This window comes from Notoacmeibacter marinus, assembly GCF_002238045.1.
In the GTDB taxonomy this organism is placed as follows: Bacteria; Pseudomonadota; Alphaproteobacteria; order Rhizobiales; family Rhizobiaceae; genus Notoacmeibacter; species Notoacmeibacter marinus.
On the sequence record NZ_NBYO01000002.1, the window covers coordinates 188,688 to 212,606 of the forward strand.

Here is a 23,919-nt window from a genome sequence, read left to right on the forward strand (position 1 = left end):
TCGTCAAGCGTCCGTCCCGATGAAATGCTGTGCGTCCTCGCTAAAGGAAGAGACGTCGGCGCTCAAATTGTGCGCGATCCGCTCACCTTGTCGAGCGACTTCAGCAGATGCGCGTCGCGTCCGTACACATCGTCAAACACATTCACACGTCCTTCCCTGTCCGGCCAGGCGGTGAAGTAGCCGAGATAGACGGGAATATTGCCGCTGACAGCCTGTCGCTCGCCATTCGTCGCCGAACCGAGACGCGATACGATATTCGACGTGTCCGTTCCAAGGATCTTCGCGGCCATCAGGCGCGGGTCGGACAAACGCACGCACCCATGGGAATAGGCTCGCGTCGACCGCGCAAACAAATGCTTGGTCGGCGTATCGTGCATGTAAATATTGTGCCGGTTCGGAAACAGGATTTTCAGTTCGCCGAGGGCGTTCTTCGGTCCGGGCTTCTGCCGGACACCGATATTGAGCTTTGACGGCGAAGCCCACCAGTTCACAGCGGAGGAGGAGACCTGGCGTCCGCCCTTCACGACCTCATAGCCGCGCCGGTCGAAATAGCCCGGGTCGGCCCTCAGTTTGGCGAGATACTCGTTGACGATGATAGAGCGCGGCAAACCCCAATAGGGCCTGAAGACAACCGTCTCGATCTCGTCATAGAAAAAGTTTGTCTGATTGGTCTTCGTGCCGACAACCACGGCCATCTGCGTGTCCTCGACGCCGTTTTCGTAATAGCGCGCGACATATTCCGGCTGGTTGATGAAGACCCTGCGCTCTCCGAGTTCGCGCGGTAGCCACCGAAGCCGCTCGAGCGCCAGCTCGATTTTCTCGATCTTCTCGGCTGGGCTGACCGGCACGAGGCCCGATATCGTCCGCGGCCCGATCACGCCATCGGCCTTGAGACCGGCATTCTCCTGCAGGGCCTTCACCAGCGATACGAGTTCCGGCGTGTAGGTTTCGCCTCGATGAGCGATCAGAACATCGCGATATTCGTCCAGAAGCGTGGATGGAGCCGTGGCCTCGACAATCGTCAGGAAATCGGCGAAGCGCGGATCGTTCGCGCCGACCTTCCAGAGCACCCGTCCTTCGATCCTCGGCAATTGCGAGGATTGGCTGCGAAGATCGGCCAATTCTGTCAGCAGGCGAGCGTAAGCAGGATCCTTCGGCGCCAGGCGTCGTGCTGCAGTGGCGGGCGTCTCGCCGTCGGCAACAGCATTCAGCAGCGCCACGCCGTCGAAAGACTGACGAGGCAGATCGTGAAACCCGGACAGCGCATTGGCGTCCAGACGCCCGATCGCAATGTCGCGGCCATAGCGCAGCAGCCGCGCCGACAAGGCCATCTCGAAACGAACGGCCAGATCCCTGGCGCTATCCCTGCTGCGTTCGGAATCGATGGCGCCCGTCGTTTCCGGGCTCGGTGTGAGCTTCGGCATTTGCGGCTTTCGGTCACCGGATGCGGTGATCGGTATCGCAAGAGACTGCGCGATAACCGGCTCGCCACCCGGAACCGGTATTCCAAGCGCGTAGTCCGCAGCGCGCAAGCCATCGTCCTCGGCAGAAGCCAGCAGCGCCAACGCAGCTCTTGCATTCCGGTTCGGCGTGAGCCCATCGAGCCAGAGAGATTGCGGACGGCTGGCGTAAAACGCCGTGAGTGCCTCGCCAACCTCCGGCTCGGTTTTCAACTCATAGCTTTCCAGGCGTGGCAGGAGCCCCAGGAAAAGGCCACTGGCGACGAGATTGGGACGCTCCGGACGGATCACCCGCAGCGCCGCGAAATCCACGGAAGTCATCGCCGGCGCATTGAAATTCTTGAAGGTCGGCGGCGCGACCTTCTTGATCGGAGCAGCCGCTCGCCGCGGGGCGGCCCGCTGCGTCGAACGACGGATGACGCGACGTTCCGGCGCACGGCGAATGACACGACGTTCCGGCGCGCGTCTGATGATGCGGCGATCGTTACCGCCGCGAAAGATGCGGCTGAAAACGCCCGGCAGGCCGCCCCGCTCGGATATGAGCCGAACGTCGGCGCGCTGGGCCAAGACCGGATCGACCGGCATCGCAATGCCCAGACCGAAAGCGACAATGACAAGCGTTTTCAGTGAAGGTCGGCGAGAGAACATCAAATCTTCCTTGCTCAACTGACGCGAAAGTCAGGCTGGAACGACGTTGGGATACGCTATGGATGCCGCAGCGGACCCGTGCATTCGTTCCCGTCATCCTACCGGAAACGGTCCTGATCGCTAAAGCTATGTGTCATTCCTCCATAAATGGTTTCCAGATCGTGACATTCCGGCAACCCTAAAGGCTGATTGGCAAATTTCGCATGGACCGTTAAAGACCCGCCATACCAAGCCAATCGCGTAGATGGGAGAGCACTCCATGGCCGAAGCCGCGATCACCGATATTTTTCCGCTATCCGGGAAAGACGAGACGCCCTGGCGCAAGCTCACCGATGATTTCGTTTCGGTTGATTCGTTTCGCGGCGAGGAGATGCTGACGGTCGAGCCGGAGGCGCTGCGCCTGCTCTCCGAAACGGCGTTCGCCGACATCAACCACCTTCTGCGACCCGGCCATCTTGAACAGCTCCGCAAGATTCTGGACGATCCCGAGGCGACCGAGAACGACCGCTTCGTCGCTTTCGATCTCTTGAAAAACGCCAATATCGCTGCCGGCGGCATCCTGCCGATGTGCCAGGACACAGGTACGGCGATCGTTATGGGCAAGAAAGGCCGGCGTGTTTGGACCGAAGGCGGCGATGCCGACGCACTCGGCCAGGGCATTCTCGACGCCTATGAAAAGAAGAACCTGCGCTATAGCCAATTGGCGCCGCTGAAGATGTTCGAGGAGAAGAACACCCGCAACAATCTGCCGGCGCAGATCGACATCTACGAGGAAGGCGAAGACGCCTACAAGTTCCTCTTCGTCGCCAAGGGCGGCGGTTCGGCCAACAAGACGTTCCTCTACCAGGGCACCCCTTCCCTTTTGACGCACGATCGAATGATCGAGTTCCTCAAGGAGAAGATCCTGACGCTCGGCACCGCCGCCTGCCCACCATACCATCTCGCCATCGTCATCGGCGGCACGAGCGCCGAAATGAACCTCAAGACCGTCAAACTGGCCTCGACCCGCTATCTGGACGGCTTGCCGACCGAGGGTTCCGAAAGCGGCCACGCCTTCCGCGATCTGGAGATGGAGGCCGAGGTCCATAAGCTCACCCAGCAGATGGGTGTCGGCGCGCAGTTCGGCGGCAAATATTTCTGCCATGACGTGCGCGTGATCCGCCTGCCGCGCCACGGTGCGTCGCTGCCGATCGGCATCGGCGTGTCCTGCTCGGCGGATCGTCACGCCAAGGGCAAGATCACCAGGGACGGTATCTTCATCGAGGCGTTGGAGCGCGATCCTGGCAAATACCTACCGGATATCGAGGACGCCCATCTCGGCGGCGATGTCGTGCGGATCGACCTCAACCAGCCAATGAATCAGATCCTTCAGACGCTCTCGCAACATCCGGTAAAGACTCGCCTTTCGCTGACCGGGCCGATCATCGTGGCGCGCGATCTGGCCCATGCGAAAATCCGCGCCCGGCTGGAGGCCGGCGAAGAGATGCCCGACTATTTCAAGAACCACCCGATTTACTATGCCGGGCCGGCCAAGACGCCGGAAGGCTATGCGTCCGGTTCCTTCGGCCCGACCACGGCCGGGCGCATGGATTCCTATGTCGACCAGTTCCAGAGCTTCGGCGGTTCCATGGTGATGCTCGCCAAGGGCAATCGCTCGGCGCAGGTGCGCCAAGCCTGCGGACGGCACGGCGGTTTCTATCTCGGCTCCATCGGCGGCCCCGCCGCGCGCCTTGCGCAGGACTGCATCAAGAGTGTCGAAGTCGTGGAGTATCCGGAGCTCGGCATGGAGGCGATCTGGAAGATCGAGGTGAAAGATTTCCCAGCCTTCATCGTTATCGACGATAAGGGCAATGATTTCTTCAAGGCCCTCAATCTGAGCTGACGTCGCAATTGCATCCCGCACTATGGCTGATTTGCAACGTTCGGCATTTCGGTCGAGCGGTTCACGCAAATGTGATCGTCCTGTTATTTGACCCTTAACCGGTCCTTGCGGAAGGTCGTGGCGAGATCTGAGAATCGGGGGACTGCCAAATTATGAAATTGATGAGAACCGCCGCCGCCGCACTGCTGGCCCTTGGCCTTGCCCTGTCCGGCGCTACCGTCACCACCTCGCCGGCGTCTGCCGAAAGCAGCTTTGCGAATTTCCTGCGTGGCGGCCAGAAACCGATCAGCCACGGCAAGTTTCGCTCGGACAAAAGCCCGATCAAGCGCAAGACGGTGAAGTTCGACAAATATCCGGCCAACACGATCTACATCGATACCGCGGAACGCCGGCTCTATTATTCGCTCGGCAACGGCAAGGCCATCCGCTACGGCGTCGGTGTCGGTCGCGACGGATTCCGCTGGTCCGGCTCCCATAAGATCACCCGCAAGGCGGAATGGCCTGGCTGGACACCGCCGGCGGTGATGCGCGCCCGCGTCAAGCGCCAGACGGGCCGCACGCTCCCGGCTTTCGTGCCGGGCGGGCCGGAAAATCCGCTGGGTGCCCGCGCCCTTTATATCGGCTCGACCATCTATCGAATTCATGGCACCAACCAACCCTGGACGATTGGCCAGGCGATGAGTTCCGGTTGCATTCGCATGGCCAATGACGATGTGGTCGATCTCTATAAGCGCGTCGGCGTCGGCACGCGGGTCGTGGTGCGCCAGTAAGGCCGGCCGATCTCGTCTTACCATTATCGGAAGGGTCGCCACTGGCGACCCTTTTCGCATTCAGGGCCGGAGTGACGGATGCTCGACCGATGAGGTCGGCGCTTTCATGGTTTCCCGGCCGATGATCGGCACGTTCGGGTGGAAAGCATGCGCGACGAAGGCGAAGGTCTCGTGCGCAATCGCTGGCTGCCCGCCGCGCGTGACCAAAATCTGCATCACCGCCCTGCCCTGTTCGATACGGGCATCGTCTAGCGCCGAGGCGACGGTTCCCGTTTGGCGGATCGTCACGCCACCCTTTTCGAAGCGGCCGTTCTGCAAAGCGTCCAGCGCCACGATCAGCGGCTCGCCGCCGCCTTCTTTCGGCACCACAACGACACGCGCCATGGCCGGCATCCCTTCCGGCAGATCGCCACGATAGAGGAAAGGCTGGCGCGTCGTGTCGTAAGCGACATACGGGTTGCGGCCATAAGGGCGAAGCTCAGGATTGTTCGGGATGAGAACCTTCGCGTCCGGATTGGCCTTGCGGAACGGGCCGAACGCCTCGGTGGACGAAGGAAGCGAGTCCAGCACCTCTCCGGCATGGCGGCCGACAATGGCTTCGCCGGTGAATTGCTGCCACCAGCTCTCGCTCGCCCGGTCATACATGACGAGGTCAGAATTGCGCAGCCGGCCGGTCGTGCCGAAGGTCGTCGCTTTGCCGTCGATCCGACGGTCGAAGACGATCGCCGCATTGCAGAGCGGACAATAGGTCACCGCCACGGGCGTGCCGGCCACCTCGTCATTGACGATCTCGTGATACATCATGATGCGCATCGGATAGGCGCGCACCTCCCCGCCATGGCGCAGCACCATGACCGGCTCACTTTTGCCGAGATCGTCGATCTGCGAAGCTGGCTCGAAGCGAGGCTTGTCGATGGCGGGAATACCGTCCTTCGGCGGCCCGCCGGACTGAATTTCGGAAAGCGGCACGATGGCCTTGTCGAAATCGGTTTTCCATTCCCCGCTACCGGCAATCTGGGTGGTCGCTGAGTCATTGCCCTGCCCGGAAGCCGGAACGGCCGCGAGACCGGCGCATAGCAGACCGGCCAAAAGTGCTGCCATTGTTTTGTTCATTCGTCCTCTCCCATTCTCCATGAGAATTACGGAGGATCGAAGAGAAACGTTACGTCGTGGCGCGCCGGGGCAGGATCAGAAGAGCGTTCTTGCGGCGCGTTCCGGCCAGGCGCGATCGTATGCCTCGCCGCCCTCACGTTCGTCGCTCGCCTCGGCCAGCATCTGCCCCGCTGTCGGCAAGGTTTCCGCTTCGGAAAAATGCGCTGGATTCCAGAGATCGGCCCGCATCACGGCCCGGGCGCACTGGAAAAAAGCCGTTTGGATCGAAACGACGATGGCGCTGCGGGGCGTTTTGCCGTTCTGCTGCAGGGAATCCAGCAGATCGGGATCGCACGATACGATGGCCTGGCCGTTGACGCGGAAGGTCGTGGCCGATCCAGGAACCAGGAAAAGCAGAGCCACGCGAGGATCGCCGACAATGTTGCGAAGCGTGTCGATCCGGTTGTTGCCGCGCCAGTCTGGAATGATCAGCGTCCGCTCATCGGCGATGATAACAGCGCCACCCCGCTCGCCACGCGGCGAACAATCCAGACGGTCCGGGCCGACGCTGGCGATGGCAAAGAACGGAGAAGCCTCGACCACCCTTCGGTAGGATGGAATCAACCGATCCTTTTCCTTGACGATGGAGGCTGGCGCCGGCTCGCCGTAGATCTGGTTCAGCGTCTCGCTATCAACAGCTTGCCATTTCAACGGCTCAGCCCCTTTTCTTCCAGTTCGGCAAGATAAGCGGACCATCGCTCCTCCATCGAACCCGCAAGTTCGGCGAAGAATGTCCAGGTATAGAGCCCGGTATCGTGCATATCGTCGAACCCGATACGCACGGCGTAATTGCCGACGGGGCTGACGGTTAAGATCAGCACACCCTTCTTACCCGACTGAAGCTTTCGCTGATCGGTCGAATGACCCTGAACTTCGGCGGACGGGCTGAAGACGCGGAGCATTTCGGCCGGAAATTTCGCTGTTGCGCCATCTGGCCAATCAATACTGAGCGAACGCCGGTCCGGGGCAACGCGAATGGCTTTCGGTGCCGTGGCCACCGGATGTTCCTTCCACTCGGTTGCAGGACGCGGAAACTAGGCATATTGATAGGATACGGCCAGCGCAAGGTGCGCAATGACTGTAGGATAACGACAAGGGCCTTCACAATGTCCGGTAACACTCAGCCAGCCATGATCGACCCGTTCGGTCGGCATGTAACCTATCTGCGCGTCTCGGTGACGGATCGCTGCGACTTCCGCTGCACCTATTGCATGGCGGAGAACATGACCTTCCTGCCTAGGAAGGACCTGCTGACGCTGGAGGAACTGGACCGTCTCTGCTCGACCTTCGTCGCCAAGGGCGTACGCAAACTTCGCCTGACAGGCGGTGAGCCCCTCGTTCGCAAGAACATTATGAGTCTGGTCCGCAACCTGTCGCGCCATCTTGAAACGGGCGATCTCGAGGAACTTACCCTGACGACCAATGGCAGCCAGTTGGCGAAATATGCCAAGGAGCTTGCCGATTGCGGCGTCAGGCGGGTCAATGTCTCGGTCGATACCCTCAACCACGACAAGTTCCGCCAGATCACCCGCTGGGGCAATCTCGGCAAGGTCATGGAGGGCATCGCCGCCGCTCAGGACGCGGGTATCGGCATCAAGATCAACGCCGTCGCGTTGAAGGATTTCAATGATCGCGAACTGCCCGCCATGATCGAATGGGCGCATGGTCAGGGGATGGATTTCACCGTCATCGAAACGATGCCGATGGGCGAGATCGACGCCGACCGGACCCATCAATACCTGCCGCTTTCGGTTCTTCGCGAACAGCTTGAAGAGCAATGGACGCTCCGCGACATTCCCCTCAAGACAGGTGGCCCCGCGCGCTATGTCGAAATCGCCGAAACCGGCGGGCGGCTCGGCTTTATCACGCCGCTGACGCACAATTTCTGCGAAGGTTGTAACCGTGTCCGGCTGACCTGCACAGGCACGCTCTATATGTGCCTCGGTCAGGACGACGCCGTCGACCTTCGAGCCCCCCTGCGGGCGTCCGAAAGCGACGAACTGCTGACACGGGCGATTGATGATGCCATCGGCCGCAAGCCGAAGGGCCATGATTTCGTGATCGACCGGACGGCAAAACCCTCCGTCGCCAGGCATATGAGCGTGACTGGCGGCTAGGCCGGGCTGCACGAATCCCTCGAGAGTAGGAATGGAAAGCGTCGTCATCGCGAATGGACGCATCCATTCCGCTCGCCACGCATTGGCTCTTCGACAAGGCCGGAGAATGACATGAACGTGATCTTACCCATCCGTCCCGCCCGCCGCTGCCGCATCGCTCTCGCGGTGCTGGCTCTCGCTGCGTTTACGCTGCCGGCTGTTGCCGATACGCTGACTTATCGGAACGACCGCTTCGGCACCACCATCCGCTTCCCGACTGATCTGTTCGACACGCTGACTCCGCCGGCAAATGGCGATGGCCAGACGTTCCTTGGCCCCGACGAGGCGGAACTGATTGTCTATGGCAGCCGCAGCGACGACTATCGTGACCTGGCCGCCCAGGCACGGCAGCAGCTCGAAGAGATTACGCTGGATCGTGTGACCCGCGATTGGTTCGCCATTTCCGGTTTCGATGAAAATGGCAACGTCTTCTATCAGCGCACAGAGCGCGGCGCCGGCGGTGTTCTCCATACTGCGATCTTACGCTACCCCACCTCACAGAAACCGGTCATAGACCCGCAGGTCGGCCGGATCATGCGAACCCTGACGGGACCGTAAATTCTCGAAATACCGGACGGGCATGGCCACCGCATAGATTGCCCTCCATTCAACCATCGCTGATGCAGACAACAGGATTGTACGCTGGCGGATTTTGCTTCCGCTGGTCGCGGCGGGTGCAGAAGATCCATTTCAAAGGAAACTCTTGTAAAGGTTGCAAAAGTAGCGAGATTGCTCTCGATATGATGCGTTAGGCCATTAACGGGCCTGCGGACCAGAAGGGACACTGCGAAAATGCAACCGGCAGGTATTGTCCTCGCGGGCGGAGAAGCAAGGCGGATGGGCGGCGGCGATAAGCCGCTCCTCGACCTCGATGACAGGCCAGTCATCGACCACGTGATCGAGCGGCTCGCGCCTCAGGTCGGCCAGCTCGCCATCAGTGCGAACGGCGATCCGGATCGCTACGCGCATTACGGCCTGCCGGTTCTGGAGGACGAAAAACGGCTGGGGCCGCTGTCAGGCGTTCTGGCGGGGATGGAATGGGCGGTACAGCAGCAGAACCCACCATCTCACATCGTTTCGGTATCGGGAGACACGCCATTCCTGCCGCTCGATCTCGTCTTGCGGCTGGAGCTTGCGTCGGAAGGCGCCACGGACCGGATCGTCCTCGCCACGTCGGATGGTCGCCGCCATCCGACCGTTTGCCGTTGGCCACTCGCCATACGTCCAGCGTTGAGAGAATGGCTGGATAAATCGGAGAGTTACAAAGTCCTTGGCTTCATTCACCGGCACGATTTCGCATTGGCCGACTTTCATGGCTCCGAGGGTGACGACCCGTTCTTCAACATCAACACGCCGCAGGATCTGGAACAGGCGCGGCGGCGGGCAGTCATCGCGGAGCAGAAAGGTGCCAACAGAAAAGGCACGTAAATGGGATTGCCTTTTCCCCTCGCAGTCTGCGACTAATTCATCAGGGATAATCAGCGATGGCATTCAGCCATCGCAACAAAGGAGGATCGTATACCTATGTTGTTACGCCGAACATTTCTTGCCCTTTCCGTTGTGGCGCTCACCGTTCCGGCTGCCCTTGCCCAGGACAAAATGAGCCTGAAGATCGGCAGTGAAGGCGCTTACCCCCCATTTAACCAGCTCAATTCCAACAATGAGCTCGAGGGCTTCGATATCGATATCGCCCGCGCGCTCTGCGAAGAGATGAACGCCGAATGCGAATTCGTCACGCAGGACTGGGATGGCATCATTCCCGCTCTGCAGGCCGGCAAGTTCGACGCGATTGTCGCATCGATGAGCATCACCCCGGAGCGGCAGGAGCAGGTCAGCTTCTCCGAGCCCTATTATACGAACTCCCTGCGCCTGGTTGCAGCCAGCGATGGCGACATCAAGGATGCGACGGCTGAAACCCTGGCCGACAAGACCATCGGCGTTCAGCAGGGCACCGTGGCCGAAACCTTCATGACCGAAGAGATGGGCGATGTGACGATGAAGCCCTATCCGACGCAGGAAGAGGCCTATCTCGATCTGAAGAATGGTCGCTTGGATGGCGTCGTGGCCGATTTCGGCGTGCAGGACGAGTTCATCAAGCAGAACGAAGGCTATGAGGTGGTCGGCGAACCGCTCCTTCAGGACGATCAGATCGCCATTGCCGTGCGTAAGGACGAGCAGGATCTGGCTGACAAGTTCTCCGCGGCCATCAAGGCGATCCGCGATAACGGCACCTATCAGAAGATCAACGAAAAATACTTCGGCTTCGATATTTACGGAGGCTGATGCTAGGGTTCGGAACCCGAATTTTCGCCTGGCCGGATAACGACCTGTCCGGCCAGGCGGTTTTGTTTCAGCAGACGGGGACGTAGTGGATGGAGAACGGTATCCTGCCTTTGCTTGGCTTCGGCGCTGAGGGATGGGGCGACCAGCTTCTTTGGGGCGCCGTCCTGACGGTTTGTCTGGCGCTATCGACCCTCCCACTCGGTCTGACGCTCGGTTTCCTCGTTTCACTGGGGCGGCGCAGTGAAGAGCGCTCGTTGCGTTTCAGCGCCACGCTTTTCACGACGATTTTTCGTGGCCTGCCTGAACTGCTCACGCTGTTCCTGATCTATTACGGCGTGCAGATCGGCCTGTCGGCAGCTCTGAAATTGATGGGTATCCCGGCCGTGGTCGAGATCAACGCCTTTGTCGCCGGCATGGTCGCGCTGGGTCTTGTCTTCGCCGCTTATGCCAGCGAGGTTTTCGTCTCCGCCTTCTCCGGCATTGCTGGGGGCCAATCCGAAGCGGCCCGCTCGCTCGGAATCGGACGACTGACGACCATGCGGCGGGTCATCATGCCCCAGCTGTTCCGGCTGGCTCTGCCCGGTCTCGGTAATCTGTGGCTCATTCTGCTCAAGGACACGGCGCTGGTCTCCGTTATCGGCCTTTCCGACATTTTGCGGCAAAGTTCCATCGCTGCTCGTGTGACCCAGGAAGCCCTTCTCTTCTATTCGGTCGCCTGTTTCATCTACCTGATGCTGTCGCTTGTCTTCACCCTGCTGATCGGCCGGCTGGAAAAGCGGTTCGACCGCGGGCTGGTTCGCTCATGAGCGCGCCATCGGTTCCAACCGGTGAGATGACCGCCGGCATGCCACCAGCCCTGAGTATCGAGGCGCGCCCTGCACCCGCCCCGGCTCCACGCGGCTGGTCGATCGCCCGGCTCGGCGGCTACGCAGTCGCTGCGGTCTGGCTCGGACTGCTGGCCCTTCTGGTGTTCTACCTCGTCAGCGTCTTTTCGCCCGAATTCATGACCCGATACGGGCCACGCTACCTGGACGGGCTTTGGACCACCCTGCTTCTTGTCGGCATATCGGTCACGATTGGCGGCCTTCTGTCTTTGCCGCTGGCGTTGGCGCGTCTTTCCGGCAATCCGATCCTTAACGGCGCAGCGCTCCTCTATACGACCTTCTTTCGCGGCACACCGCTGATCGCACAGACCTTTCTGGTCTATTATGGACTCGGTGCGCTGAACGCAGAACTGAAGAGCATCGGACTGTGGTGGTTTTTCCGGGAAGCTTGGTATTGCGCCATTTTCGCTTTCTCGCTTCACACCGCAGCCTACCAGGCGGAAATCCTGCGCGGCGCAATCCGCACCGTTCCGAGCGGCCAGCGCGAGGCGGCAAAGACAATGGGCCTGTCGCGCTGGATCACCTTTCGAAAGATCATCCTGCCGCAGGCACTGATCGTGGCGCTCCGACCCTATGGCAACGAGATCGTCCTGATGATCAAGGCGTCGGCCATCGTTGCCGTCATCACCGTCTACGATCTGATGGGGCAGACCCGCTTTGTCTTCTCGCGATCCTTCGACTTCCAGGCCTATCTCTGGGCAGCCCTGCTTTATCTGGCGATTGTCGAAGTGCTTCGCCGGGTCTGGGACGTTCTCGAAGAGCGGCTGACGAGGCATTTGAAACGATAGATCAGCAATATCAATAAGATATTCAGCAAACCGGAATCCTCGTCGGAACGACTTGATTCCGTTGATGAGGGGAAGTGGCATGGCCAAAGCAGCATTCATCGGTCTGGGCGTCATGGGATTCCCGATGGCGGGCTACCTTACGCAGAAAGGCGGCCATGACGTCACGGTTTACAACAGGACTGCCGCGAAGGCCGACGAATGGGCGACAACCTATGGCGGCGCGCGGGCCGACACGCCTGCCGCAGCCGCAAAGGGTGCCGACTTCGTCTTCACCTGCGTCGGCAATGATGATGATCTACGCTCCGTGGTTCTCGGTGAGGATGGCGCCCTTTCCTCAATGAACGAAGGCACCGTTCTGATCGACAACACCACCGTCAGCGCCATTCTTGCCAAGGAGATCGGCAAAGAAGCCGAAAAAAAGGGCGTCGGCTTCATCGACGCGCCCGTCTCGGGCGGACAGGCCGGTGCCGAGAACGGGGTTTTGACGGTCATGTGCGGCGGCGAAGAGGTCACCTTCGCCAAAGCCAAGCCCGTGATCGAATGCTACGCGAAGATGGTGGGCCTCATGGGCCCGACGGGATCGGGACAGCTGGCCAAAATGTGCAATCAGACGGCGATCGCCGGTCTGGTTCAGGGCCTTTCGGAAGCCATTCATCTGGCGAAGAAGTCGGGCCTTGATGTTGAGAAACTGATTGAGGTTATTTCCAAGGGCGCGGCCGGTTCATGGCAGATGGAAAACCGCCACGCAACGATGGATCGGGGTGAGTTCGACCACGGTTTCGCCGTGGACTGGATGCGCAAGGATCTGGCCATCGTACTGCAGCAGGCCGAGGAAGTGGGCGCCAGCCTTCCGGTTACGGCGCTGGTCGACCAGTTCTACAAGGATGTGCAGAAGATGGGCGGCAATCGCTGGGACACGTCGTCCCTGATTGCGCGGCTCGATTCATTCGATAAGGAATGACCGTGGGGCAGACTATTCGCCCTTTTCCACCGCCATATAGTCGAGCGGCAGTTCGGTGGTGTATTTGATCCGCTCCATTGCGAAAGCGGACGAGACGTCGCTGATCTCGATCTTTTCGATGAGTTTGCGATAGAAAGCGTCATAGGCCGCGATATCGGGCACCACCACGCGCAGAAGATAGTCCACATCGCCGCTCATGCGATAGAATTCCTGCACTTCTGGAAAAGACGAGATCACTTCGGCAAACCGCTTCAGCCATTCGACGGAGTGCGAATTGGTTCGGATGGACACGAACACCGTGACCGCGGCGTTGACCTGGACCGGATCGAGAATGGCGACCCGCCGTTTGATGACGCCTTCCTCTTCCAGCTTCTGAATGCGCCGCCAGCAGGGCGTCGTCGACAGGCCAACCTTCTTGGCGATGTCGGCAACGGCATGAGTGGTGTCTTCCTGCAGGATGCGCAGAATCTTCCGATCCAGTCTGTCCATCTCGTCCTCTGCGGCTGCGTGCGATTCCAAGCGCCTTTTGCAGCAAACCCGACTAACGGGCAAGCGCGCGACGGCAAAGCTGCCCTGCATGGTCTCAAAGATCAAGCTCGGTCCGCAATCGCGTCCGCAACGCGGGTACCAGTTCCTGCTCGAACCATGGATTGCGTTTCAGCCAGCCCGTATTGCGCCAGGAGGGATGGGGCAATGGCAGCACCGCCCGCCCCTGCTCCGCCTCGGTGGCGGCGAGGATCGCGCGCCAGTTTCTGACGGTGTCGGTCATTCGCGGCTGGCGCAACGTCCCGAGATGGTAGCGCTGGCTGTAAAGTCCGATGCAAAGGATAAGCCGGATATTCGGTAGCCGCGCCATCAGCCCGTCCCTCCACGCAGGAGCACATTCGCGGCGCGGCGGCAGATCGCCGCCATGGCTGTCATAGCCGGGAAAGCAAAAGCCCATCGCCGCAATGGCGATCCGCGATTCATCGTAGAAGACACGCCGATCGATCCCCATCCATTCACGCAACCGGTCGCCCGACCGGTCGTTGAAGGATTGGCCGGTTTCATGCACCCGCAGTCCGGGCGCCTGCCCTGCGACAAGGACCGTCGCGGCTGAAGAAGCACTTAGCGTCGGCCGGGGTTCGTGCGGCAGGGGGCCACCGAGCGGGTCGTCGCGGCAGATTGTGCAACGACGGATTGCCGATAGGTAACCGTCGAGCGACAGACCTCCGTCGAGATCGTGGGCATCCATTCGGCGCGAAACCAAATCAGGCCTTATAGCTCGGACGCGCCTGCATTCGTTCAACATAGCGCACCACGTTCGGCACATCCTCCGGCATGGCAATGCGCGCCGGCTTCATGAAACCGGCGGTGACCATGGCGGTGATGTCTGCGACCGTAAAACGGTCCGTGATCAGAAATTCGCGATCCGCCAGGTGCTCGTCGAGAAGGCGCAGATAGTCCATTGCCTTTTCGCGGTTTGCAGCGCCCCATTCCTCGATCTGTGGTGTTTCCCAATCCTTCATTGCCGGATGGGTGTGCCGGAACGCCTGCGCGACCGGGTAGAAGAAGTGCAGCTCGATCTGACGCTGCCACATCTCCACCTGCGCCCGCTCCAGAGCGGTAGTGCCGAAAAGGGGCGGCTCGGGGTTCATCTCCTCGAAATAGCGGCAGATCGCGATGGTTTCGGTCAGGATCGTGCCATCGTCGAGCTCGAGAACCGGCAGTCGCTTCAGGGCGTTACGCTGCGCAACCCGTTCGCCCGTATGTTCCAGCGCGCCCATATCCACCGGCTCCAGCGGAACCTCGATCCCCTTTTCGGAAAGGTAGATGCGCACCCGCCTCGGATTGGGCGCCATACCGCCATCGAACAGCTTCATCTTGCATCTCCCCCAGACAGTTTCATCGCTCATCCGTAGCAGTTCGGGACGGCTTGCAACAGGATGACCGCTCTTTCCACCGATCGAAGGAATGACGGGACACATTGCCGAAACACGATCTTAACCGTGCCTCTTCACAATTGTGGAGTTGCTGCGGCTGCTCCCGGTGGGGCAGGTGCGAGCATGGCCGAACTCTGTCACGTTGATCCATATGTCCTTCACCGAAGTCGGCACGACCGACAAGATCATTGTCGATAGACGCAAGCGCTCGCGCAACGCAACGCTGGCCCGAACGCTGCGCGAGCAGCGCGACAAGATGCGCGAACGTTCCGGCGACGTGCATTTCGCGCGCACGCTTCTGCTCATCAATGCACGGACCATCCGGTCCACGGCGTTGCTGTTTCCGGCCATCGTTCTGGCAGTCGTCGCGCTCGGCCTTTATCGCGGCACGCCTTCGGTCGCACTGGTCTGGATGCTGGGCGCGCTGATCTGCTTTGTGCCGCGTCAGATCGTTGCCTGGCAGGTGCTGCGGCTGCCGGAGAGCAAGGTCGATCTCAACGCCTATCGGCAGTGGTTCCGGCTGACCCACATCGTCGCCAGCCTGCCATGGGTCGCGTTCGTCTTCGTACCCTGGCAGATCACCGCGGTTGCCGGCGACATGGTCTTCCGCGCCGCCACCCTGCTGCTGGTTCTGGCGGCAAGCGCCTTCATCATGAGTTCGATTCGCGGCGTCCTCCTGCTCTCCTTCGCGCCAGCCGTCAGCGCCTTCTGTCTCGAAGCGTTCCGAAACGGCGACCCGACCAGCGCCATGCTGGCGCTGATGATGATCATCGGCCTCGTCTTCTTCATTTTCATGGCCCGGCAGTTGCATGCCAGCCAATTGCTGGAAATCTCCTATCGCGCTGAAAAGGATTCGCTGATCGCTGAACTGGAAACGGCGAAAGGCATCTCCGACGAAGCCCGCCGTCGCGCTGAAGAGGCCAATCTGGCGAAAAGCCGGTTCCTCGCCTCCATGAGCCATGAGCTGCGTACGCCCCTCAACGCGATCCTTGGCTTCTCCGAAGTGATGGCCGAAGAAATTCTCGGTCCGATGCAAAACGATACCTATCGCGAATATGCCAGCGACATTCATGCTTCAGGCGAACACCTGCTCGAACTGATCAATGAGATTCTCGACCTCTCCCGCATCGAGGCCGGCCGCTATCAGATCAACGAGGCCGCGCTATCGCTCTCTTATCTGATCGATGAGTGCTGCCACATGATGGAGCTTCGGGTGCGCAACAAGGATGTCCAGCTCGACGTCAAGATCGAGCCCGGCCTACCGCCCCTGATCGCCGACGAGCGGTCCGTCCGCCAGGTTCTGCTGAACCTTTTGTCCAATGCGATCAAATTCACCCCCGCCGGGGGTAGCATCACGGTCAAGGCCGGCTGGACGACGAAAGGCGGGCAGTATGTCTCCGTCGCCGATGACGGCCCAGGCATTGCGGAAGAGGAAATACCGGTGGTCCTGTCCGCCTTCGGTCAAGGGTCGATCGCTATCAAAAGCGCCGAACAGGGTGCGGGGCTCGGCCTGCCTATCGTTCAGGCCATCATGCATATGCACGATGGCCAGTTCTTCCTGCGCTCGGAACTGCGCCACGGCACAACCGCCATTGCGAGTTTCCCGAAGAAGAGAGTGGTGGTCGACCCGCCTCCCCTGGCCGCCGACACCGCCCCAATGCCGGCTGAAGCCGAAGAAACAATCGACGGCTGACCGCGATGCTGCCGAGCGGCAGTGCTAAATGGCGCTATCGTTCGGCCTGAACGGGCTCCGCCATGACCGATGCCATGTTCACCGCAGTCTTGACCAGACCTGCGCCCAGCACCGCGGCAGCGCCATCGTCGGTGTCCATGCCGTAATCCAGCAGTGGCGTCAGACCCAATCGTCGGGCAGCGCGGGCAGCGCCCGGCTGACGTCCCGGATCGGCAAGAATACAATGGCCGACAGCCATGGCGTTGGCCTTGTGCAGGACGGTCAGTACGGCAAGCGCTGTTCGACCCGACACGACCACCGGCACGCTTTCCAGCCGTGACGCAAGAAGAAGGCCGGCCATCGCCGCATGTTCGCGCCCGCCAAGCCGGCGGAGCGCTTCGAAGGGATCGGACAGGTGCCCCTTGTGTTGCCGCAGCGCGGCCTTCACCGCCGCTTCGCGGGCCGCCGACAGATCGTCCGTCGCCTCGCCGACGAACACATCCGCTGAGCCGCCAAACATCGCCGTCAGAAGAGCCGCCGAGGACACATCGCTGCCCTCGCCCATGGCGCCGATGGCCAGAAGATCGCTGCCGCCGGCCATGGCTTCCATGCCGAACGCCATGGTCGCCGCACAAGCCCGTTCGTCGAGTGCGGCATCGGCGCGAATATCGGCGGTCGGATGATCGAGCGCGAGGTCGAGAATGCGAAGGCCTACATCCTGCGCCACGCAAGCGCCGTTGACGGCGCTGCCGCCAGCCGCGGCCAGATCGACCATCGCCTGCGTTCGCGCTGCATCCCAGGGCGTATCCGGTGCATACGCATGGCCGTGATTGCCGGCAAAGACCGCACAGAGCGGCCGTGACACCGGTTTCAGCGGCCTGCCCGACCATGTTCCATACCAGCGCGCAATATCGGCCAGACGGCCGAGGTTCTGACCTGACGCTCTGGTTCGCAATTCCGTTTCCACACGTTGGCCGGCGGCATGGTCAGGCGTCGGCAACATCGTCAGCAGATTGCGGAAATCGTCGAAGGGAAGGCCGGACGCCATGGTATCTCCCGATTGGAACGGCCGGTTCGGCCGGTTCGGATAAGGATCGCGGTCCCGCCCATACTGTCTCTGCCCACCGCCGACAAGGGAGCGCTCCAGGGCCGAACTTGCGGCAGTCGGCCCGCATCCCCATCTGACAAGCCGGAGAAAAAGCCTTGAACCCAGCACCCCTCTCACCATGCAATCGCATCTGCACCGTGGACGAGATATCGAACCTTTGCGTCGGCTGCGGCCGCACGCGAAGCGAAATCGCGACATGGGGCGGCATGGATGATCGGACGCGACGGGGTATAATGGCCGAACTGCCGTCACGTATGGCAAGGGCCGGCATCGCGATGAACGAAGGACCGAGGAGAGAGGACAGCGCCGGCAAATGCTGAAATGGATCGCCATAGGCGGCATCGGCGTGCTGCTGATCGTCTACATGCTGGAAAGCGGCCTGATGGAGGCGATCGGCCTGCCGGCCGAAGACGGTGCGCGGGTCATCTATCTGTCCCTATGGGCGGCCATGCTGGCGCCGGTCATCCTGTTCTCCGGCATGCCTTTCGGAAAGCTCTTCCGAAGCCTCGCGACATGGGTCGTTATCGGGCTCGTCCTTGTGATCGGCTATGAGCGGCGTGACGAACTGGAAAGCTTCGCGCTGGATATCACGTCCGGCCTGTCGCCAGGCACGCCGGTCACGTCCGTATCGGAAGACGGTCGCCCGACCGTTACGCTGAAAAAAGGGCTTGGCGGCCATTTCTACGCACAGGCGACGCTGGACAAGGCGCAAGTGCGTATGCTGGTCGATACCGGCGCGACGACCACGACTCTGCGCCAGAGCGACGCCGAACGGGTTGGGATCGATCCGCGCGATCTCCGTTTCATCCTGCCGGTCATGACGGCGAACGGACCCACCCTTGCCGCCCGCGCCAATATCTCGCTTTTCTCCGTCGGTGGGATCGAGCGCCGCGATGTCACCGTGATGGTGGCAAAGGATGCGCAGCTCAGTCAGTCTCTGCTCGGCATGAACTTTCTGGGATCGCTCGAAGCCTTCGAATTTCGACGCGACCGCCTCGTTCTGAAGGGCTAGGCAGGCAAGCTGCGTCTGTCAGATCAGCGAATAGAAGAACCGTGCGGACACGACGAGCAGAAACAGACCGAACCCGATCCGCATGGATCGTTCAGGCAATCGGTGCGCCATAGCGACGCCGACCGGCGCCATCAGCAGCGTCACCGGCACCACGATAATCGCGGCCAGAACATTGACGAAGCCGAGTGAAAAAGGCGGGAGAGCCGCCGCGCCCCAGCCCGCCCAGACATAGCCGAACAGGCCCGGCACGGCGATCAGGACGCCAACCGCCGCGGAGGTCGAAACCGCCTCTTTCATCGGTCGGTTGTAGAGGGTCATGAAGGTGTTTGTCAGAACCCCGCCGCCGATCCCCATCAGGGCCGAAAGCAGCCCGATCAAAAATCCGACTACGCTGCGGCCGAATGTGCCGGGCAGGCTGTCGCCCAGAGAAAATGTCAGGCGGCCCGACAGAAGGCGAATCGCGATGACGATCGCGATGGTGGCGAAGATGGCGCGCAGGCTCGCGCCGGAAATCGACGCGGTCACGGCGCTGGCGAAGAGTGCGCCCGCCGGCACCGCCACGATGAACACTTTCAGCAGCGCATCGTTCATCTGGCCATAGGCGCGGTGCGACACGAAGGAGCGCAGCGACGTCGCCGCTATGATCGCGAGCGACGTGCCGACGGCGACATGCATCCGAACGGCTTCGCTGACGTCAGCGATGGTCAACATCTGATAGAAAACCGGAACGAGGATGGCGCCGCCGCCTATGCCGAACAGACCGGCCAGGAAACCGGCGAGAAGGCCTGACACGATGATAAGAGCCGCAAAACCGAACAGTTCCGGCGTCAGAAGATCCATCGCGTTCACGAAAGCGAACTCCGGGAGCGAGGCTTATGCAACGGCGAAAGCCGGCATCGTTTCGCCGGCATGACGATCGACGGCTTCGAAAGCCTGCGCGATAATTTCCGGGGTAGCGTCCGGCCGGGTCGCTTCTGTCGATAGGATCTGCCGCCAGCGCCGCGCTCCAGGCATACCGGTGAACAGCCCCACCATGTGGCGAGTCACCGCAGACAGCCGCCCGCCCCTCTCGATGTGCCGGGCGGCATACGCCATCATCGCATCAATGATCGCAGCCCAATCGGGATCGGAGGGCTTATTGCCGAAGAGCGTGTCGACCGCGGTCAGGAAGGCCGGCTCGCCATAAGCTTTTCGTCCGACCATGACTCCATCCATGCGCTTCAGATGATCACGCACTTCGCCAATTCCAGCGATACCGCCATTGATGCCGATGAACCAGTCGGGATGCGTCGCCTTCAAAGCATGAACGAGCGGATAATCGAGCGGCGGAATGGTGCGGTTTTCTTTCGGGGACAGGCCCTGCAGCCACGCTTTGCGTGCGTGAACCCAAAGCCCGTCTGCGCCGCCTGCGCGCATCTGCCCGGCAAAATCGGGCAGTACGGTTTCCGGCTGCTGTTCGTCGACGCCGATACGACATTTGACCGTCACCGGAACATTGCGGGCGGCGCTTTTCATTGCGGTGACGCAGCGCTGCACGAGAGCCGGGTCGCGCATCAGACAGGCGCCGAATGCGCCGGACTGTACACGGTCCGACGGGCAGCCGACATTCAGATTGATCTCATCGTAACCGAAATCGACGCCGATCCGCGTGGCTTCGGCCAGCTTGTCCGGGTCAGACCCGCCGATCTGCAACGCAACGGGGTGTTCAGCGACATCGAAGGCCAGCAACCTGTCGCGGTCGCCATGAATAATGGCATCGGCCACCACCATTTCTGTATAGAGGAGCGCCCTGCGGGTCAGCTGCCGGTGAAAGTATCGACAGTGCCGGTCCGTCCAATCGATCATCGGTGCAATGGCGAATTTATGATACTTATCAATCATTTATGGCACTCATCTAGAACACCGTGAGATTGGACGGATCGTCATTGCGGGTTTCACTAGTAAGGATGCGTTTCTCTACCCGATTTTCAAAGGGTTCCATCTCAACGCCGCCAAGCACAGCCTTCCTGCTTATGCCTCAACACAACGACAAATCCCTCATTCCGCTCGAAGAGGTTCGCCGCAACTTCATTTCACATCCGACATTGCCAAAACTTCTTCGCGAGCTTGGGTCTGAAGAGATTGGCGTCCCACTTGTACGAATAGAAGAGTGTCAGAAATCTGCAACACGCATTTATCTGCACGTCTTGACCTCTAACCCAGACAGGCGCGTGAAGTCACAGTGCCCGAGGCGCGCGTTTTCCGCCAGAAAACGTACCGGAACAAAATCGAGTAAGCCCGGATGACAGTTTTGGGCGCCCCGATCGATCAGTACCACTTCTCTTCTCAGCCTTCACTTTCAGACATTTCGTTTTCCGTATCAAAGGCCAAGATGTTGGGCGACGACATGGATGGCGTTCCCAGACTTACCTCAATCCTCTTTGACAGACCGGGGCAGTCGTGAAGCGACACGAGAAGCGTCTAGAGGTCCATTTTTATTTACTTGCAAAAAACATTTAATTGCGATACGCATGAATTAGGGATTCAATTCCTGAACATACTCCGATCACAAGTCTCCAGGGAGGAGAATATGACTAGGACGCTAATGAGGATTTTGCTTGCCACCACCGTCGCGCTGCCGCTCGCTGGTGGCGCGTGGGCCCAGGAGGCCGCCCGGACCGATCTGGTCATCGCCGACCTCGGCCAGCCGGAAACGAACCCGTGGGTGATCAATCGACACCGTTTTGAACGGTGCGTCGCCGAAGCGCTCGGGGTCGAATTGAAAGAATTCGACGACCAGAACTCGGAAGAGCAACACGTTTCCCAGGCCGAATCGATCATCGCGAGCGGTCCCGACGGTTTGATCTTCAATCCGTTGACGTCTCCGGCCGGGATCCAGGTCGCCAGGCTTCTGGAGGACAACAAGATTCCGGGCGTGGCCGTCGGACGATTGGTCGTTTCCAATTATGACAATGACTACAAGGGAGAGTACTTCCTTGCGCAGGTTACGCAGAACAACGACACTTGGGGCCAGGCGATCGGCAAGGCAACCGCTGATCTCGGGCATAAGAAGGTCGCGATGATCTGGAACCAGAAGGGCGTGACCTCGGCCGAAGAAATCTGGGCCGGTGTACAGTCTGAGCTCGACGCGGCCGGCATCGAAGTGGTCGCGGAGGCCTGGGATCGTCTCAACCGCGAGAATGGCCAGAAATATGCCGAGCAGTTTATCGCCCGTTTTGCTCCCGGGGAAGTCGATGCGATTATCGTGCTGGGCGCGGTGGCCGGGCTAGGCAGCCAGTTCGCCGTTGATCAGGCCGGTCGCGACGACATCGCCATCATCACCACCGATATCGACGAGCAGGTTGCGCAGTTCATCAAGGACGGCAAGCTGGATTTTTCGATCGGCGGCCACTGGATGGTCGGCGGTTTCGGCCTGATCCAGCTTTATGACTATCTGCACGGGCACCCGATCGAGGACACTCAACCGCGTGTCGGCCTCATCCCGGTTACGGCTGAGAATGTGGACACCTACGCAAACAGCCTCCTCAACGGCTGCATTCTCTCTCCGGATACGATCCGTGGCCTCAGCAAGGTTCACAACCCGAACGCCGATTTGCCCGCCTTTATCGACGCCTGGCAGGCAAACTGGCAAGACTACGTGCAATAACCCTCCCGAGCACGTCATCCCCCCGGTCTTCAGGCCGGGGGGGATCCAAGCACCATAAGTTTGACCGGGGTTAATCAATGAAACTGTTCGGATACGCGCCGGAGCGTGGCGCCGCGGCCGGCGATACGATGCCGTTTTATTATAACGGCGCATGGCACCTGTTCTTCTCCCAGCCGCCGGTCGGCGCCTGGGAATATGTCGAGCGAGCACGGGTCTCGACCGCCCATCTCAAGTCTGACGATCTCGTGACCTGGGACGTGATGCCCGATGCTTTTGGCCCCGGTGCCCATGGCGATTGCGATGGCGACGGTATCTGGACCGGCTCGGTCATAGAACACGAAGGCAAGTTCCATTTTTTCTACACGGGCTACAATCGCCAGTCGGCCTCGCCGCAGACGATCTGCAAGGCGACCTCCACCGATCTCGCGACGTGGGAAAAATCCGGCGCGAACCCGATGATTTCGCCCGACTCGCGCTGGTACGAAACCGTCGACTGGCGCGATCCCTTCGTCTACCGCGATGACGAAGCGGGATGTTTCAAAATGTTGATTTCGGCCCGTCTGAAGGACGGTCCGCAGTTCCGCCGGGGTTGCATCGCCGTGGCGACCTCCGATGACCTCGAGGCATGGGAGGTTGGCCCGCCGCTCGCGTCATCCATGTTGACCCACTGCCCGGAATGCCCCGAGCTCTTCAAGCTGGGCGATTGGTGGTATCTGGTCGAAAGCCGTTATTCGGAACGCATGCAAACAGTTTATCGCGTTGCGAAGTCCCCTGAGGGTCCGTGGGAAAGCCGTAAGCTCGATAGTCTTGACGGCCGCCGTTTCTATGCTGCGAAGTCGGCGAGCGATGGCGAACGGCGCATGAGTTTCGCCTGGATTCCGTTCCGCAAGCATCACGGCCCCAAACGCAGTTGGGTCTGGGGCGGCGAACTGGGCAGCCCACGCGAACTGATGTCCCTGCCCGACGGGACGCTGATCAGTCGGCTGCCGCAGGAGGTGGATGCGAGCTATGCAGAAGAAGCACCTCATACCCTGCGCCCGATGCTGGGCGACTGGACCCGGGGCGAAGGCGTGCATTGCGACGCGACCGGCTTCTATGGATATGCATTTCTTGATGGTCCGGACCGGGACGATGTTCACCTCGACGTCATCATTGAGCCTGCGCCCCACACTGAAGCCGTCGGCATCCTGATCGAACCCCGTGGAGGGGATCATCTGGACAGCGGCTATAGCCTTTCCATCGAGCCGATGAAGGGGCGTGTGCTTTTCGACCGCTGGCCCGCCGCGATGGACCCGCTCTGGGATAGCCTCGTGCTCAAGGAGCGCCATGGCATCGAAGTCAGCCAGGAGATCGACAGCCCGTTGGTGGAGCGTCCACTTGCCTTCACACCCGACGATGGCCGTTACCGGGTCCAGATTCTGCGCAACGGGTCGGCCATCGAGTGTTTCGTCGCCGGACAGGTCGTCGCATCGTTCCGGGTGTACGACATCTCGAACACGGATGCCTGGGGGCTGTTCGTGCAGGAAGGCGCGGCGACATTCCACGACTTGAAGTTCCGGAAGTAAAGGCGAAGGC

General features: G+C 60.6%; 25 protein-coding genes. 15 read left to right on the forward strand and 10 right to left on the reverse strand.

Translation table 11 applies throughout. The features are described 5' to 3' along the window. Positions 1-62 precede the first annotated feature (62 nt). A complete protein-coding gene (locus tag B7H23_RS09070; RefSeq protein ID WP_094077119.1) occupies positions 63-2,108 on the reverse strand; it encodes a L,D-transpeptidase family protein in 2,046 nt (681 codons plus the stop codon). Positions 2,109-2,352: 244 nt separating this feature from the next. Here B7H23_RS09070 and B7H23_RS09075 point away from each other — a divergent pair, with 244 nt between their 5' ends. After that, a complete protein-coding gene (locus B7H23_RS09075) occupies positions 2,353-3,990 on the forward strand; it encodes a fumarate hydratase (protein ID WP_338044333.1) in 1,638 nt (545 codons plus the stop codon). 152 nt (positions 3,991-4,142) lie between these two features. Beyond that, entirely contained in the window at positions 4,143-4,760 is a 618-nt protein-coding gene (locus B7H23_RS09080) for a L,D-transpeptidase (RefSeq protein ID WP_094077121.1), read from the forward strand. 60 nt (positions 4,761-4,820) lie between these two features. On the opposite strand, the gene B7H23_RS09085 is transcribed toward B7H23_RS09080, so the two are convergent. The 3 genes from B7H23_RS09085 to B7H23_RS09095 all read right to left on the reverse strand — a co-directional run bounded on the left by B7H23_RS09085 (position 4,821) and on the right by B7H23_RS09095 (position 6,910). Further along, the gene (locus tag B7H23_RS09085) at positions 4,821-5,873 is read right to left on the reverse strand and encodes a DUF3179 domain-containing protein (RefSeq protein WP_206608884.1); all 1,053 of its coding nucleotides are present in this window, start codon (positions 5,871-5,873) and stop codon (positions 4,821-4,823) included. 75 nt (positions 5,874-5,948) lie between these two features. Next, entirely contained in the window at positions 5,949-6,563 is a 615-nt protein-coding gene (locus B7H23_RS09090) for a pyridoxamine 5'-phosphate oxidase family protein (protein WP_240535041.1), read from the reverse strand. Then, on the reverse strand, positions 6,560-6,910 hold the full coding sequence (locus tag B7H23_RS09095; RefSeq protein ID WP_094077123.1) for a gamma-butyrobetaine hydroxylase family protein: 351 nt from the start codon (positions 6,908-6,910) through the stop codon (positions 6,560-6,562). The genes B7H23_RS09090 and B7H23_RS09095 overlap by 4 nt, the downstream gene beginning before the upstream one ends. Before the next feature lie 108 nt (positions 6,911-7,018). Here B7H23_RS09095 and moaA point away from each other — a divergent pair, with 108 nt between their 5' ends. The 7 genes from moaA to B7H23_RS09130 all read left to right on the forward strand — a co-directional run bounded on the left by moaA (position 7,019) and on the right by B7H23_RS09130 (position 12,984). Then, on the forward strand, positions 7,019-8,029 hold the full coding sequence (gene moaA, locus B7H23_RS09100) for a GTP 3',8-cyclase MoaA (RefSeq protein WP_094077124.1): 1,011 nt from the start codon (positions 7,019-7,021) through the stop codon (positions 8,027-8,029). 111 nt (positions 8,030-8,140) lie between these two features. After that, complete coding sequence (locus B7H23_RS09105; RefSeq protein WP_094077125.1) at positions 8,141-8,626, forward strand: hypothetical protein; 486 nt, start codon at positions 8,141-8,143, stop codon at positions 8,624-8,626. Between the two features lie 234 nt (positions 8,627-8,860). Continuing rightward, positions 8,861-9,496 (forward strand): molybdenum cofactor guanylyltransferase MobA, encoded by a 636-nt coding sequence (gene mobA, locus B7H23_RS09110; protein WP_094077126.1) that lies wholly within the window; start codon positions 8,861-8,863, stop codon positions 9,494-9,496. A 96-nt stretch (positions 9,497-9,592) separates the two neighbouring features. Further along, complete coding sequence (locus B7H23_RS09115; protein WP_094077127.1) at positions 9,593-10,351, forward strand: transporter substrate-binding domain-containing protein; 759 nt, start codon at positions 9,593-9,595, stop codon at positions 10,349-10,351. A gap of 89 nt (positions 10,352-10,440) precedes the next feature. Beyond that, a complete protein-coding gene (locus tag B7H23_RS09120) occupies positions 10,441-11,157 on the forward strand; it encodes an ABC transporter permease (RefSeq protein ID WP_094077128.1) in 717 nt (238 codons plus the stop codon). 38 nt (positions 11,158-11,195) lie between these two features. Further along, the gene (locus B7H23_RS09125; RefSeq protein ID WP_094077692.1) at positions 11,196-12,023 is read left to right on the forward strand and encodes an ABC transporter permease; all 828 of its coding nucleotides are present in this window, start codon (positions 11,196-11,198) and stop codon (positions 12,021-12,023) included. Positions 12,024-12,102: 79 nt separating this feature from the next. Further along, positions 12,103-12,984: an NAD(P)-dependent oxidoreductase gene (locus tag B7H23_RS09130; protein WP_094077129.1), complete on the forward strand. Its 882-nt coding sequence runs from the start codon at positions 12,103-12,105 to the stop codon at positions 12,982-12,984. A 12-nt stretch (positions 12,985-12,996) separates the two neighbouring features. Here the strand turns inward: B7H23_RS09130 and B7H23_RS09135 are convergent, their stop codons facing one another. From B7H23_RS09135 to B7H23_RS09145, 3 genes are all read right to left on the reverse strand, one after another. Further along, positions 12,997-13,473: an Lrp/AsnC family transcriptional regulator gene (locus tag B7H23_RS09135; RefSeq protein ID WP_094077130.1), complete on the reverse strand. Its 477-nt coding sequence runs from the start codon at positions 13,471-13,473 to the stop codon at positions 12,997-12,999. Between the two features lie 94 nt (positions 13,474-13,567). After that, positions 13,568-14,218: a uracil-DNA glycosylase family protein gene (locus B7H23_RS09140; RefSeq protein ID WP_094077693.1), complete on the reverse strand. Its 651-nt coding sequence runs from the start codon at positions 14,216-14,218 to the stop codon at positions 13,568-13,570. A gap of 16 nt (positions 14,219-14,234) precedes the next feature. Continuing rightward, positions 14,235-14,846, reverse strand: a complete 612-nt coding sequence (locus B7H23_RS09145; RefSeq protein ID WP_094077131.1) for a glutathione S-transferase family protein — start codon at positions 14,844-14,846, stop codon at positions 14,235-14,237. Positions 14,847-15,057: 211 nt separating this feature from the next. On the opposite strand from B7H23_RS09145, the gene B7H23_RS09150 reads away from it, so the two are divergent. Next, positions 15,058-16,599, forward strand: coding sequence for a sensor histidine kinase (locus tag B7H23_RS09150; protein WP_094077132.1), 1,542 nt, complete (start codon positions 15,058-15,060; stop codon positions 16,597-16,599). 34 nt (positions 16,600-16,633) lie between these two features. On the opposite strand, the gene B7H23_RS09155 is transcribed toward B7H23_RS09150, so the two are convergent. Further along, positions 16,634-17,626, reverse strand: coding sequence for a nicotinate-nucleotide--dimethylbenzimidazole phosphoribosyltransferase (locus B7H23_RS09155; protein WP_094077133.1), 993 nt, complete (start codon positions 17,624-17,626; stop codon positions 16,634-16,636). Between the two features lie 155 nt (positions 17,627-17,781). On the opposite strand from B7H23_RS09155, the gene B7H23_RS09160 reads away from it, so the two are divergent. Both B7H23_RS09160 and B7H23_RS09165 read left to right on the forward strand, forming a co-directional pair. Then, the gene (locus B7H23_RS09160) at positions 17,782-18,006 is read left to right on the forward strand and encodes a DUF1289 domain-containing protein (protein WP_094077134.1); all 225 of its coding nucleotides are present in this window, start codon (positions 17,782-17,784) and stop codon (positions 18,004-18,006) included. Then, positions 18,000-18,698 (forward strand): retropepsin-like aspartic protease family protein, encoded by a 699-nt coding sequence (locus B7H23_RS09165; protein WP_094077135.1) that lies wholly within the window; start codon positions 18,000-18,002, stop codon positions 18,696-18,698. The genes B7H23_RS09160 and B7H23_RS09165 overlap by 7 nt, the downstream gene beginning before the upstream one ends. 18 nt (positions 18,699-18,716) lie before the next feature. Here the strand turns inward: B7H23_RS09165 and B7H23_RS09170 are convergent, their stop codons facing one another. Together B7H23_RS09170 and dusA are read right to left on the reverse strand one after the other, a co-directional pair. After that, on the reverse strand, positions 18,717-19,538 hold the full coding sequence (locus tag B7H23_RS09170) for a sulfite exporter TauE/SafE family protein (RefSeq protein WP_094077136.1): 822 nt from the start codon (positions 19,536-19,538) through the stop codon (positions 18,717-18,719). Positions 19,539-19,571: 33 nt separating this feature from the next. Further along, the gene (dusA, locus tag B7H23_RS09175; protein ID WP_094077137.1) at positions 19,572-20,579 is read right to left on the reverse strand and encodes a tRNA dihydrouridine(20/20a) synthase DusA; all 1,008 of its coding nucleotides are present in this window, start codon (positions 20,577-20,579) and stop codon (positions 19,572-19,574) included. A gap of 65 nt (positions 20,580-20,644) precedes the next feature. On the opposite strand from dusA, the gene B7H23_RS09180 reads away from it, so the two are divergent. From B7H23_RS09180 to B7H23_RS09190, 3 genes are all read left to right on the forward strand, one after another. Next, on the forward strand, positions 20,645-20,983 hold the full coding sequence (locus B7H23_RS09180; protein ID WP_094077138.1) for a pyocin activator PrtN family protein: 339 nt from the start codon (positions 20,645-20,647) through the stop codon (positions 20,981-20,983). Positions 20,984-21,282: 299 nt separating this feature from the next. Then, positions 21,283-22,344: a sugar ABC transporter substrate-binding protein gene (locus tag B7H23_RS09185; protein ID WP_094077139.1), complete on the forward strand. Its 1,062-nt coding sequence runs from the start codon at positions 21,283-21,285 to the stop codon at positions 22,342-22,344. A 77-nt stretch (positions 22,345-22,421) separates the two neighbouring features. After that, a complete protein-coding gene (locus tag B7H23_RS09190) occupies positions 22,422-23,909 on the forward strand; it encodes a family 43 glycosylhydrolase (RefSeq protein WP_094077140.1) in 1,488 nt (495 codons plus the stop codon). The last annotated feature ends 10 nt before the right edge of the window (positions 23,910-23,919 follow it).

What these genes read in the sequence shown, in the direction of transcription:
- B7H23_RS09070 (WP_094077119.1), bottom strand. Translation starts at nt 2,108, where the DNA reads ATGTTCTCTCGCCGACCTTCACTGAAAACGCTTGTCATTGTCGCTTTC.
- B7H23_RS09075 (WP_338044333.1), top strand. Translation starts at nt 2,353, where the DNA reads ATGGGAGAGCACTCCATGGCCGAAGCCGCGATCACCGATATTTTTCCG.
- B7H23_RS09080 (WP_094077121.1), top strand. Translation starts at nt 4,143, where the DNA reads ATGAAATTGATGAGAACCGCCGCCGCCGCACTGCTGGCCCTTGGCCTT.
- B7H23_RS09085 (WP_206608884.1), bottom strand. Translation starts at nt 5,873, where the DNA reads ATGAACAAAACAATGGCAGCACTTTTGGCCGGTCTGCTATGCGCCGGT.
- moaA (WP_094077124.1), top strand. Translation starts at nt 7,019, where the DNA reads ATGTCCGGTAACACTCAGCCAGCCATGATCGACCCGTTCGGTCGGCAT.
- B7H23_RS09105 (WP_094077125.1), top strand. Translation starts at nt 8,141, where the DNA reads ATGAACGTGATCTTACCCATCCGTCCCGCCCGCCGCTGCCGCATCGCT.
- mobA (WP_094077126.1), top strand. Translation starts at nt 8,861, where the DNA reads ATGCAACCGGCAGGTATTGTCCTCGCGGGCGGAGAAGCAAGGCGGATG.
- B7H23_RS09115 (WP_094077127.1), top strand. Translation starts at nt 9,593, where the DNA reads ATGTTGTTACGCCGAACATTTCTTGCCCTTTCCGTTGTGGCGCTCACC.
- B7H23_RS09120 (WP_094077128.1), top strand. Translation starts at nt 10,441, where the DNA reads ATGGAGAACGGTATCCTGCCTTTGCTTGGCTTCGGCGCTGAGGGATGG.
- B7H23_RS09125 (WP_094077692.1), top strand. Translation starts at nt 11,196, where the DNA reads ATGCCACCAGCCCTGAGTATCGAGGCGCGCCCTGCACCCGCCCCGGCT.
- B7H23_RS09130 (WP_094077129.1), top strand. Translation starts at nt 12,103, where the DNA reads ATGGCCAAAGCAGCATTCATCGGTCTGGGCGTCATGGGATTCCCGATG.
- B7H23_RS09135 (WP_094077130.1), bottom strand. Translation starts at nt 13,473, where the DNA reads ATGGACAGACTGGATCGGAAGATTCTGCGCATCCTGCAGGAAGACACC.
- B7H23_RS09140 (WP_094077693.1), bottom strand. Translation starts at nt 14,218, where the DNA reads ATGGATGCCCACGATCTCGACGGAGGTCTGTCGCTCGACGGTTACCTA.
- B7H23_RS09145 (WP_094077131.1), bottom strand. Translation starts at nt 14,846, where the DNA reads ATGAAGCTGTTCGATGGCGGTATGGCGCCCAATCCGAGGCGGGTGCGC.
- B7H23_RS09150 (WP_094077132.1), top strand. Translation starts at nt 15,058, where the DNA reads ATGTCCTTCACCGAAGTCGGCACGACCGACAAGATCATTGTCGATAGA.
- B7H23_RS09155 (WP_094077133.1), bottom strand. Translation starts at nt 17,626, where the DNA reads ATGGCGTCCGGCCTTCCCTTCGACGATTTCCGCAATCTGCTGACGATG.
- B7H23_RS09165 (WP_094077135.1), top strand. Translation starts at nt 18,000, where the DNA reads ATGCTGAAATGGATCGCCATAGGCGGCATCGGCGTGCTGCTGATCGTC.
- B7H23_RS09170 (WP_094077136.1), bottom strand. Translation starts at nt 19,538, where the DNA reads ATGGATCTTCTGACGCCGGAACTGTTCGGTTTTGCGGCTCTTATCATC.
- dusA (WP_094077137.1), bottom strand. Translation starts at nt 20,579, where the DNA reads ATGATTGATAAGTATCATAAATTCGCCATTGCACCGATGATCGATTGG.
- B7H23_RS09180 (WP_094077138.1), top strand. Translation starts at nt 20,645, where the DNA reads ATGCGTTTCTCTACCCGATTTTCAAAGGGTTCCATCTCAACGCCGCCA.
- B7H23_RS09185 (WP_094077139.1), top strand. Translation starts at nt 21,283, where the DNA reads ATGAGGATTTTGCTTGCCACCACCGTCGCGCTGCCGCTCGCTGGTGGC.
- B7H23_RS09190 (WP_094077140.1), top strand. Translation starts at nt 22,422, where the DNA reads ATGAAACTGTTCGGATACGCGCCGGAGCGTGGCGCCGCGGCCGGCGAT.